Below are 12,313 nucleotides of genomic sequence, written 5' to 3'. Positions count from 1 at the left end.
CTAGGAGGAAAGGAAATATGAAAAAGCATACCGGGAAAATCTGGCGTGGTTTGGCAACAACTACAGCCTCACTTCTCACAATCACACTGGGCGGAAGCTCAATTGCAAATGCAAGAGTGGATTTCATTAATGCGACACTTGGAACCTCAAGCTACAAAATCGAGCAGGGAGATTCTGACTCTGATGGCATTTATTATGAATCTGAATTTGACAATGTAGAGGATCTGGTAAAGGCTAAAGAACAGCTGGCTGCTGAAATTTCTTCAGAAGGTTCCGTTTTATTCAAAAATACAGATCAGACTCTTCCACTTGACAAATCCAAAGAAGCTGTTACCCTCTGGGGCTTAAACAGCCATCTTCCGGGAACCGGCGGATTAATTGGTTCCTCTGTTGTGGCTGATTCAGAGGATGGTCAGATCGCTTATGGTATTGAAGAAGCTATGGATGAAAGAGGCTTCACAGTAAATGAAACCATGAAAGGCTTTTATGCAAGTGAAACCTGCGCGCCATATTACAGAAAAGCTTCTTTCTTTGGAAATGAAGTTCCGGGCCATAGCCTTGTACCTGCTTTTTCCGCTTCTTATAATGAAGCAGATACATATACAGTAGGTGAGGCACCTGCTGAACTTTACACAGATGATATTCTGGAATCTGCTAAGGATACAACAGCAATTGTTGTTCTTTCCCGAGACAGTTCAGAGGCGTCTGACTACAGCACAAATATGAAGGATCCTAATGGGGACAGCTTCGACACCCCGATGTCTATCTCAGCTTACGAAAAAGAGATGATCCAGCTTGCAAAGGAAAATAGCAATGGCAAGGTGATCGTTTTGATCAATTCTGACGTTCCTATGGAAATCCAGGAACTGAAGGATGATCCGGAGATTGGAGCAATTCTTTGGACTGGACTTCCGGGAATGAATGGATTCCTTGGAGTATGTGATGTACTTTCTGGCGATGTGAATCCATCCGGTCATATTTCTGATACTTATGCCACAAGTTCTGTTTCTGCTCCGGCAATGACCAACTTTGGCCTTTATACTTATACTAATGCTTCCAATGCAGAATCTGGTGCAGAACTTACAGAAGCAGACAAGGGTGACTGGTATGTAGTAGAAACAGAAGGTATCTATATTGGTTATAAATATTATGAAACCCGTTACGAGGATACTGTTCTGGATCAGGGAAATGCAACCACCACAGAAGGCTCTTCTACTGGCAAAGCATGGAACTATGTAGATGAAGTAACTTATCCGTTTGGATATGGTTTATCTTATACAACCTTTACTCAGGAGCTGGAAAGTGTAGATGTAATATCTGGGGAAAAGGGACTTGCAAAAGTGAAGGTAACCAATACCGGTGACGTTGCCGGAAAAGATGTTGTCCAGCTTTATGTACAGACACCATATATAGAGGGCGGACTGGAGAAAGCTTCTATTCAGCTTCTTGATTTTGGAAAAACAGAGGTTCTTGAGCCTGGCGAATCACAGACTCTGGAAATTGAGTTCGCTCCGGAATATATGGCAAGTTATGATGAAAAAGCTGTAAAAGAAGATGGAACAGAGGGCGCATGGGTGCTGGATTCCGGTGATTATTATTTCACAATCGGAAACGGTGCGCATGAAGCATTAAACAATGTCTTGGCGGTAAAAACAGATTCCACAGACGATCTGATCACAATTACAGACGATGAAACAATTGAGCCGGAAAATGTAGTGACAGTTTCTCTTGGTGAAGATAAAGAGACTTATTCTGAAAACGTAGAGAATGCATTCCAGGATTGCGATATTAACAATCTGATCCCGGATACTGCTGAATACACTACACGTTCTGACTGGAGCAAGGGCTGGAAAGAAGTGGAAAGCATTACTCCAATAGAGGAAATGATGAAAGGTCTTACAAACTCCGCTTATGAGCTTACTGAGAACAATGACGAAGAAGTTGTCTGGGGAGCTGACAACGGATTAAGCACCGTTGATTTCCTCCAGTTTAATGAGGATGGAACTTTCGCAGGTGCACTTACTCTGTCTGATGAAAAATGGGATCAGCTTATGGATCAGCTGACTTTGGAAGAGGCTGCCAACTTTATTGAAAAAGCAGGAGATAAAAACTTTGAGAAGCTGGATTCTATTTTCCTGCCAGAAGCAATCTGGTATGACGGACCGATCGGTTACAGCTACGACCAGATTGCAGGATATGCAACCCGCTGGAATGAATCCAACTCTTCCGAGCCGACTTATGTTTCTTCAGACAACGAATATGCTTCCTACTCTATGAGCTCCATGCCTACAGAACCTGTAGTTGCAGCAACATTCAATAAAGAACTTGTAGAGAGAGAAGGCGAGCTCTTTGGTGAAGACGGATTGTGGTCCAATGCCAACTCCATTGCAGCACCTGGTCTTAACATTCACCGTGCACCTTACTGCTCCAGAAATCATGAATATTATTCAGAAGATGCCATGCTTACCAACCTGTTGGGACAGGCTGTCTGCAAAGGCGGAAAATCCAAAGGTCTTATGATGATGCCGAAACACTATATCATGAATCATCAGGAGTTAAACCGTTCCGGTGTTTCCACATTTTTCACAGAGCAGGCTGCAAGGGAAAATGAACTCCGTGCATTCCAGGGAGCTATGGAAAATAACTATGCGCAGGGAATCATGACAGGCTTCAACCGTCTTGGAACTGTATATTCAGGAGCTTCCGAAGCTTCACAGGTGCAGGTTGCACGTAACGAGTGGGGCTTTGAAGGCTGGATTGTAACAGATATGATCAACGGTGCTGATTACATGAACTGGAGAGATATTGTATTTGGCGGCGGTGGCGGATGTCTTACAACTTCCGCATATGAAAGCGCTAATATTGGTTCCATGACTTCAACCGAGAACCTGAAGCTGATTGCAAAGGACTCTGCTTTCCAGAAAAAGATGAAAGAAACAATTAAATATTTCGTATATAATACAGTTGCAAGTAATGATATGAATACAATTACAACCTCCACTAAATATATTCACGTTCTTACATGGTGGCAGATTGCCTTTATGGCAGCAGAGGTGGTATTTGGACTTCTGACACTTTTGTTTGCAGTTATGTACCTTCGAAATTCACTTCGCAAAAAGACAGTTTACGTGAAGGAGGACAAGTAATATGGGATATCTGAAAAATAAAACATTTGGTTTTTACTTAAGCTTTGTGGCTGCAATCCTTGCGCTGATCGGCTTTGTAATGTACCGCCAGTCAGGACATACAGAATCTTATATTGAGGTTCTGCTGCTTGTAACAGTGGTTCTGCAGATTCTTGCGATGATCGTTTTGAAGGTGGCACCTGATTTTAAGTGGACAAGCCTTCTGCTTACTGCAAATGCAATTCTGACTGCAGCAGCACTTGTTAACAGTTTTTATACACAAGTTGATTTTATTGGATATGTGGTATCAGGACTTTATGAGTTTGCAACCATAAAAAAATTCATAATTTCAGCCGTACTTATGGCACTTTCCATGATTGCATATATTGTTTCCTCTTATTCTGGATTTCAGAAATGCACTTGTAAGGATGAGACAAAAGCTTGATTTATCTGCTGTAAAATATGGCACAAATTAATATTTACATGGTATAATGAAAAAGCCGGAATGCCCAAAAGGACTCCGGCTTTTTCATTATACCATGGAGGATAACTATGATTACCATTGCTATTGTGGAAGATGATAAGAAAAGTGCAAAAATTCTTCAAGACTATATATTACGCTATTCAGAAGAAAAACAGGAACCGTTAGCTGTAGAATGCTTTGAAAACGGATTAAATTTTATCAGCGATTATAAAGCCAGCTGCGACATTGCTCTTATGGATATTGAAATGCCTCATATGAATGGTCTTGACACCGCCAGAAAACTGCGGGAATTTGATAGCCAGATTCCTCTTATTTTTATTACCAATATGGCGCAATATGCCATTAACGGATATGAAGTGCAGGCTCTTGATTTTATGGTAAAGCCTATTGAATATTTCAACTTTTCGCTGAAACTGGACAAAGCGATCCGAATCTGTAAAAAGCTTCATGGTTATCAGATATATGTTCCTTCTGAACAGGGAACTGTTAAAATTGATATTGCAGATCTGATTTATATTGAAAGTGCAAAGCATTATCTTTATCTTCATACTTCGAAAGAGACCTTTCGCCTGCGAAGCACAATGGGAGATTTTATAGCACAGCTTCCGACAGGTCGCTTCTCCTGTTGCAGCAAATCCTTTTGTGTAAATCTGGAATGGATTTCCCGCTATCAGGGAAACAGCGTGTTTGTAAATGGAAAGGAATTATCGATTTCCCGTTCTTATAAAAAAACTTTTATAGATCAAATGACAATGTACATTAACCGGGGAGGAAACTGACGTGGCAATTTATGAAATATTAGCTTCATCTACAAGTGAAATACAGGGAATTACCTGTTTTATCATCCAACTTTTTATAGCGGAAGCTATGTTCTTTTTCCATCTAAAAAAAAGGAAACGCTTCTGGTTACGCCTGCTTGTAGGGGGAACTGCCTGTCTGCTTTTGGGAGTTACCCTTCCAATTATAATTGGTCAATATATAAGCGGAATTCGAACCTTTATTGTGCTTGTTTTTATGCAGCTTTACATGTGGTTTTGCTTCAGGCGTTCTTTTTTGGATATTTTATTTTGTACAATTGGAGCTTTTACTGTACAGAATCTTGGAAGCAATATTCAGGTGCTGATTTGTATCGTGACCAAAACTTCTTTCAAGATGCTTTCCACGGAAATGGTCATTGGATTTACCATTGTATATATTATTTGCTATCTCACTTGTGCAGCAAAAATAAAAAATTTTCCGAATATCAGCCAGAACAGAGTCCGTGTACTTTGGGTAGCCATTATTTCCTTATGTGTCTGCTGGCTCCTTCAAAGCTGGCTGATCAGTGAAAAGTTGGATATGGTTATGGCGTGCCGTGTTCCATTTGTATTCTGCTGTATTTTATCTCTTTTTATGCAGTTTGGGCTTCTGGAGCAGTCCCGGCTCAATGAAGAAAATCTGGCTCTTGAGCAGTTAATAAAGGAAAATGCAAAACAGTATGAGTTGTCAAAGAAAACAGTTGAAATCATTAACATGAAATGTCATGATTTTAAGCACCGGATTCTGGAATTGGAACAAGCCGGAAATGCAGATCATGGCCAGCTGGAAGAAATACGTAAAGCAGTAGATATTTATGACGGGCTTGCGAAAACAGGCTGCCAGCCATTGGATATTATTCTTTCAGAAAAGAATCTTCTTTGTGAAAAATATCAAATTAAGTTTTCATATATGATTGATGGAGAGAAGCTTACTGGTATTAAATCGGGAGATATCGCTGCCATATTTGGAAATGCTTTAGATAACGCTATTGAATGTGCAGCGGAGCTGCCAGTTGAAAAGAGAATTATCAGCCTCATCGGATATGCGAGACAGGATGTGATGGGGATTCATATTGAGAATTATTGCGAGGATGAACTGGAATTTCGTAATGGGCTTCCGGTGAGTACCAAAGGAGATGATAATTATCATGGCTTTGGCATGAAAAGTATTCAATATGTGGTGGAAAAATATGGCGGAAATCTTGTGGCGAATTTGGAAGAAAAGATTTTTAGTGTAGATATTATTTTTCCAGTTCTAGATTAGAGCCTTTTTCAAACTGGGGAGGTGCCTTTTTTTGAACGCAGATATGCATTCCCCCGCTTCAAGTGCGCGGAGCACTAAGCAGCAGGTGAGGGGGAATGCTTCTGTCAGTGGGAGCCTTCAGCTCCCACTGACAGATCGCGAAGCGACTGCGTTTATGAGCAAGTAGCGAAGCGGACCTGGAATGTTCGCTTTAATAATATACGATAGAAATAAGTTAACTGGTAGTATTCCGGCGAATCAGCACCGGAGTGATCTGTTTGTGAATTGGCTTTTCCAGTGGCTTAGGCGCTCGCTTTTTTTGCTCTTCCATCTGCTGCACCAGAAGCTCCATGGCAGTCTGTGCAATAACATCAATTTGCTGACCGACAGTTGTGATCGGAAGGATTGATTCACTGGCAATTGGAGAATTATCAAAACCTATAATTTCGTAAGTAGGTGGTAATTTACCATATTTCTGGAAAATTAAATTGAGAAACATATTGGCATAGGTATCATTCGCAAGAAAGATACCTTTTTTTTGATTCGGATACTTTTCTTCAATTCTTGTAAAGATACGTCTTATCACATTTAAAATCTCTTGATAAGAATTGCCGCTTACGCTTAGATCAATGTCATAAGGAACCTGATATTCTTTACATGTTTCCTCAAATGCACGTATACGATCATAAGCCGGGACTGTTTTTTCAACATTGACATTGATATGAATCAATATATCACATTTATCACGAATTAACAGGGAGGTAGCCTGAAGGGAACCCATATAATTGTCAGTGGTAATGCTGCTGATATATTCTGCCTCTCGCTCAATGGCAATGACAGGAATCTGATAGGAAGCCAGCTTTTTGGATGACAGTGTATGGCTTAAAACAATAAGCCCCTCAATCTGATAGGAAAGAAGCTCTTCAATATACTGTTGTTCCTCTTCGGCACCGTGTTCACTGGAAAAAACAAGAAATTTGTAATGGTAGTTACTATAGCTTGAAAGAAGCTGTGTCAGCATTTCAGAGTAGTAATGCAAGTAGAGATTTGGAACAATAATTCCGATAAACTCACTTTTACCATTTGCCAGAACTTTTGCAAGTTTATTTTTTTTATAGCCAAGGGTATCAAGGGCCTGTGAAATCTTTTCCTGATTTTCAAGCGTAAGAGAATCGGGATGATTGAAATACCGTGATATTGTAGTTTTTGAAAAATGAGTATATTCTGCAATATCTGCAAATGTCACCTGTTTTTTTGCCATAAAAATTTAATCTCCTTATAAATAAATGAGAATAATATTGGGGAATCTTTTAATTACTGGGATTATATTATTTTTTTAGTATAGCAATTATTTAAAAAAAAGGCAATGCTAAAATAACCGATTACGTAACCGGTTATTTTAGCTTGAAAAAGTGTTGACATATGAACTTGGATGTAGTAACATCGAGCTATAAAGTAACCGGTTACTTAACCGGTTCTGAGAACGAAAAGGGAAAGGAATGGAGGAGAGGTGCATGAAAAAAATGCAGAACCAAACAATACCCGTGAAAAAGCAAACATGGCAAGATAAGGTTAACTATGTGAAGAAAAACTGGCAGTTATATCTTTTTTTCTTAATGCCAGGGCTTTTGCTGACAATTATCTTTAAGTATCTCCCTATGGGAGGACTTCTGATTGCATTTGAGGATTACAACGTAATCAAGGGAGTGCTTGGAAGTCCATGGGTTGGACTTGAATATTTCAGGCGGTTTTTATCTTCACCGGATTTTATGAACTACCTGTTGAATACGTTAAAACTGAGTATTTATGGACTGTTGTGGGGCTTTCCGGTTCCGATCATTCTGGCATTGCTTTTAAATCGTATCCGCAGAACCGGAGTTAAGAAGAAAGTACAGCTTCTGGTCTATATGCCGAACTTTATATCTGTAATTGTACTTTGTGGTATGGTACGTATGCTGCTTTCTCCGGTTGGACCTCTGAATAAGCTTTTAGGAATCAGTACAAACTGGATGACAATGCCATCTGCTTTCCGCACCATTTACATAGCAAGTGGAATCTGGCAGACAGCAGGCTGGGCCTCTATTATGTACACGGCTGCTTTATCCAATGCAAGCAAAGAACTGGAAGAAGCAGCTATTATGGATGGCGCAAATCTTCTGCAGCAGATCTGGTATGTGGAGCTTCCTGCAATCAAAAATATTATTGTAATTCAGTTTATTCTGCAGGCTGGAAATATTATGAGTATTGGATTTGAGAAAGCCTATGCATTACAGACAGATATGAACCTGCCGGCATCAGAAATTTTATCAACATATGTATACCGTATTGGTCTTTTGAACGGCGATTATGGTTATTCGACGGCTGTTGGTCTGTTTAATTCAGTAGTAAATGTAATTCTGTTAGTTTTTGTAAACTGGGTGGTAAAGAAGCTGAACGACGGAGAAGGATTATAGGAGGAAGCGAAGATGGAGAAAATAAAGAAAAAATATTCGAAGACAGACTGTCTTATCCTTGGAATTGGATTCCTGATTCTTGGACTGTTTGTACTTTCTATTGCAATTCCAATCGTGTATGTAGTGCTGGCCTCTTTTATGGATCCTACAGTTTTGAATAATCAGGGACTGAGTTTTCATATTAAGGACTGGACTTTGGATGCATATCGCAGAGTACTGGAAAATGAGATGATCTGGCGTGGATTCCTGAATTCTTTTCTGTATTCACTTGCATTTACAGCTATTTCTGTTTTTATAACATTGCTGGCAGCGTATCCATTGTCCAAGAAGGAATTTGTGGGAAGAAAATTTTTCAATCTCATTTTCCTGATTACAATGTTCTTTGGCGGTGGAATGATCCCGACTTTTATTTTAATCAATCAGCTGCATATGGTAAATACAGTCTGGGCAGTTTTGATTCCTGGAGCATTTAATGTATGGAATATGATCCTTGCAAGAACATACTACCAGTCAATCCCGGCAGAATTAAGAGAAGCTTCCGCAATTGACGGAGCCAATGAGATCCAGCATTTCTTCAAAATCATGATGCCGGTATGTAAGCCGATCATTGCAGTACTTGCACTGTGGTCATTTGTAGGAATGTGGAACAGCTATTTTGATGCAATGATTTATCTGAATGATGCAAATCTTCAGCCTCTGCAGTTAGTACTTCGTTCCATTCTGGTACAGAATACTCCGCAGCCAGGTATGATTGCAGATATTCAGAGTACTGCTGAAATGGCAAAGGTAGCGGAACAGCTGAAATATGCAACCATTGTAGTATCAAGCTTACCGCTTTTAGTAATGTACCCATTCTTCCAGAAGTATTTTGATCAGGGAATTATGGTCGGATCAGTAAAAGGCTGATAAGAAAGGAACGATACAGATATGAAGAAAAACAGAGTAAAAGGTTTACTTGCACTTGGGCTTTCTTTGACGATGATGATAAGTATGGCTGGGTGTGGAAAAGAGCAGATGCTTGATGCCGAGATTAATCCTGACACACCAGTATCTGATGTACAGTTTCCATTGAAAGAAACCGCGGAACTTTCCTTTATTACAAGTGCACCGGCTACCTCAACACAGGATCCGAATAAAAGGGTGATTTTTCAGAGACTGGAAGAACAGACAAATGTTCATATTGATTGGACCTGTTTTGTATCAGATCAGTTTTCCGATAAAAAGAATCTGGCATTGGCTCAGTTTGGAAATCTGCCGGATGGTCTGTTTAATGCAGGTATGAGTGATTATGACCTGCTGCGTTATGCCAAGCAGGGAATTATTATTCCATTGGAAAATCTGATTGACAAATATATGCCGAATCTTCAGGCTGTGTTTGAAAAATACCCAGAGTACAGGACTATGTGTACAGCACCGGATGGACATATCTATTCTTTCCCGTGGATTGAACAGCTTGGTGCAGGAAAAGAAGCAATTCAGGCGATTGGAGATATTCCATATATTAATAAAAAATGGCTTGACTACCTTGGACTTGAGATTCCTACAACAACAGACGAACTGGAACAGGTACTGATTCAGTTCCGCGATCATGCAGAAGAACTGGAGAAAGAATTTTCCATTGAAGGTGATGTAATTCCAATGTCCTTTATTATCAATAACGGAGATCAGGATCCGGCGATTTTAATAAACGGATTTGGAGAGGGTTACGGAGACACAGGAGATCATTTCGCGGTAACAGATGAAGGAAAAGTAATTTATACAACTGTTCAGGAAGGCTACAAGGAAGGAATTGAATGGCTTCATAAACTGGTGACAGAAGATCTTGTAGATCCGGAAGCCTTTACACAGGAGTGGTCTACTTATGTTGCAAAAGGAAAGAATCACCGTTACGGACTCTGCTTCACATGGGATATTGCGAATATAGATAACAATACAGATTATGTGATGCTTCCGGCACTGACCGGGCCGGATGGCATGAGAAATATTACCAGACAGAACAACAGTGAAACCAGTGGATTTGACCGTGGAAGATGTGTTCTTACATCCAGCTGTCGTAATACAGCACTTGCTGCTGCATGGATTGATCAGATGTATGCACCCCTCCAGTCTCCGCAGAATAACTGGGGTACTTATGGCGAAGAGGATTCCTTTAACATTTTTGAACTGTCTACAAACAAAGACGGCGGCGAAATGTTAAAACATATGGATCTGGGAGAGCAGTCTCCAGTGGAAGTGCGTGAGGCGCAATCTGTAAATGGCCCTCTGGCCGTGCTGAATGAATATTATGATGTATATGTGACACAGCCGGAAGATGCGAAATGGCGTCTGGATAATATGCACGAGACATATTTACAGGATATGAACAGCAAATATGTTTATCCGAATGTATTTATGAGTATTGATGATACAAACAAAGTATCACAGTATGATACCGATATTAAAAAATATGCAGAACAGAAGAAAGCTGACTGGATCCTGAACGGAGGAATTGAAGAAGAATGGGATTCCTACCTGGAAAAGATGGAGAAGTACGGGCTTTCAGATTATCTTTCAATTAAGCAGAAATATTTTGATCAGTATCAGGAATCCTTAAGCGTGGAAAAGTAACAAAAGATGTAAGAATTGAACAACGACTTTGACAGGAGATTTTTCATGAGCGAAATGTTAGAAAAGGCAAGAAAATATGAATTTACACAGGGACAGCAGATTAAAGCGGAAGACAGACCGGCTTTTCATATAACTCCTTATGTTGGATGGATGAATGATCCCAATGGATTTTCCTGCTATAAGGGAGAATACCATTTGTTTTATCAGTACAATCCATATAACACACATTGGGACAGCATGCACTGGGGGCATGTGGTAAGTAAGGATCTGCTGCATTGGGACTATCTCCCGGCAGCATTGGCACCAGACCAGGATTACGATAAAGTGGGCTGCTTTTCCGGAAGTGCCATAGAGCTGGAGGACGGCAGACAGCTGCTTATGTATACTGCTGTGGACCGGGAAATACTGGAGGACGGAACCGCAAGGGATGTTCAGACACAGGCGGTGGCTGTGGGAGATGGAAAGGATTACGTGAAGTATGACAAAAATCCGGTCCTGACCTTTAAAGATCTGCCGGAAGGTGCAAGCAAAGTAGATTTCCGTGACCCAAAAATCTGGAAAGAAAAAGACGGAAACTTTTATTGTGTTATAGGAAGTCGTCCTGCTGATGGAAGCGGACAAATTCTTCTTTACAGAAGTAAAAATGGTTTTGAATGGGAATTTGTAAGTACTTTGGCAGAGAATAAAAACCGCTATGGAAAGATGTGGGAATGTCCGGATTTCTTTGAACTGGACGGCAAATATGTGCTTCTGACAAGCCCACAGGACATGATTCCGGAAGGAATGGAATATCATAATGGAAATGGAACATTATGTATCATAGGAGATCTGGATTCTGAGACACATACTTTGAAGGAACAGTCTTATCAGAGTGTGGATTATGGAATTGACTGTTATGCAATGCAGACATTGCTTGCTCCAGATGGAAGAAGAATTATGATTGCCTGGATGCAGAACTGGGATACTCTTGCTTATCGCAGGAATGATTCTAAATGGTTTGCACAAATGAGCCTTCCAAGAGAGTTGTCAGTGAAAAACGGAAGATTGTATCAGGTTCCGGTCAGAGAACTGGATTCCATGCGTGCAAATAAAGTCGAGTACAGGGATGTTGTGATTAAAGACACCAGAATCACACTTGACCAGATTGAAGGACGTACCGTAGATCTGGAGCTTGTAATACGACCGGTAGATAAAGATAAGCTTTATAAAAAATTCGAACTCTGTTTTGCAGAGAATGAAAAATATCATTCCACTTTACGATTCCGTCCAGATGAATCAGTTTTGAAAATCGACAGAAGCTTCTCCGGAAGCGAACGTGCAGTGGTTCATCAGAGAGAATGTCTGGTAAATGGTGACTGTAATGAATTGAAATTACGAGTAATTCTGGACAGATTCAGCGCGGAAATATTTATCAATGACGGAGAACAGGTTATGTCTGCTGTTATTCTTACAGAGCAGGATGCAAAGGGAATTTCTTTTGCTGTGAATGGTGCTGCCAGAATCGATGTAGTGAAATATGATCTGGCATAAAAGTCGTATAAGGCGGTTATGAATAGGTATTGTTTACAGCAGTGAGTTCAGTTCATGGCGTTGCGTCTGACTGG

9 protein-coding genes are annotated in these 12,313 nt (G+C 40.3%); 8 read left to right on the top strand and 1 reads right to left on the bottom strand.

Annotation, left to right across the window (positions count from 1 at the left end):
* The first annotated feature begins 17 nt into the window (after positions 1-17).
* The 4 genes from AB5706_RS14240 to AB5706_RS14225 all read left to right on the top strand — a co-directional run bounded on the left by AB5706_RS14240 (position 18) and on the right by AB5706_RS14225 (position 5,670).
* Positions 18-3,146: a glycoside hydrolase family 3 C-terminal domain-containing protein gene (locus tag AB5706_RS14240; RefSeq protein ID WP_173770715.1), complete on the top strand. Its 3,129-nt coding sequence runs from the start codon at positions 18-20 to the stop codon at positions 3,144-3,146.
* A 1-nt stretch (position 3,147) separates the two neighbouring features.
* On the top strand, positions 3,148-3,570 hold the full coding sequence (locus AB5706_RS14235; RefSeq protein ID WP_173715761.1) for a hypothetical protein: 423 nt from the start codon (positions 3,148-3,150) through the stop codon (positions 3,568-3,570).
* Between the two features lie 107 nt (positions 3,571-3,677).
* A complete protein-coding gene (locus AB5706_RS14230) occupies positions 3,678-4,388 on the top strand; it encodes a LytR/AlgR family response regulator transcription factor (protein ID WP_118577566.1) in 711 nt (236 codons plus the stop codon).
* A 1-nt stretch (position 4,389) separates the two neighbouring features.
* Positions 4,390-5,670, top strand: coding sequence for an ATP-binding protein (locus AB5706_RS14225; RefSeq protein WP_195589253.1), 1,281 nt, complete (start codon positions 4,390-4,392; stop codon positions 5,668-5,670).
* 214 nt (positions 5,671-5,884) lie between these two features.
* Here AB5706_RS14225 and AB5706_RS14220 read toward each other — a convergent pair whose 3' ends face one another.
* Entirely contained in the window at positions 5,885-6,910 is a 1,026-nt protein-coding gene (locus AB5706_RS14220; RefSeq protein ID WP_195589251.1) for a LacI family DNA-binding transcriptional regulator, read from the bottom strand.
* 253 nt (positions 6,911-7,163) lie between these two features.
* On the opposite strand from AB5706_RS14220, the gene AB5706_RS14215 reads away from it, so the two are divergent.
* From AB5706_RS14215 to AB5706_RS14200, 4 genes are read left to right on the top strand one after another with little or no spacing between them, the layout of a single operon-like run.
* Positions 7,164-8,102 carry an ABC transporter permease gene (locus tag AB5706_RS14215; protein ID WP_187565186.1) on the top strand — a complete coding sequence of 313 codons (939 nt, stop codon included), beginning with the start codon at positions 7,164-7,166 and terminating at the stop codon, positions 8,100-8,102.
* Between the two features lie 12 nt (positions 8,103-8,114).
* Positions 8,115-9,008, top strand: coding sequence for a carbohydrate ABC transporter permease (locus tag AB5706_RS14210; protein WP_118577562.1), 894 nt, complete (start codon positions 8,115-8,117; stop codon positions 9,006-9,008).
* A 21-nt stretch (positions 9,009-9,029) separates the two neighbouring features.
* On the top strand, positions 9,030-10,709 hold the full coding sequence (locus tag AB5706_RS14205) for a type 2 periplasmic-binding domain-containing protein (protein WP_173770709.1): 1,680 nt from the start codon (positions 9,030-9,032) through the stop codon (positions 10,707-10,709).
* Between the two features lie 45 nt (positions 10,710-10,754).
* Entirely contained in the window at positions 10,755-12,239 is a 1,485-nt protein-coding gene (locus AB5706_RS14200) for a glycoside hydrolase family 32 protein (RefSeq protein WP_173770708.1), read from the top strand.
* Positions 12,240-12,313 lie beyond the last annotated feature (74 nt).

This window comes from Ruminococcus sp. RTP21484sp1_RTP21277st1_D2_RTP21277_210401 (assembly GCF_040924225.1).
Classification (GTDB): Bacteria; Bacillota; Clostridia; order Lachnospirales; family Lachnospiraceae; genus Blautia_A; species Blautia_A faecis.
The sequence above is the reverse complement of the archived record's forward strand: the minus strand, read 5'-3'. Positions and strand labels throughout refer to the sequence as shown.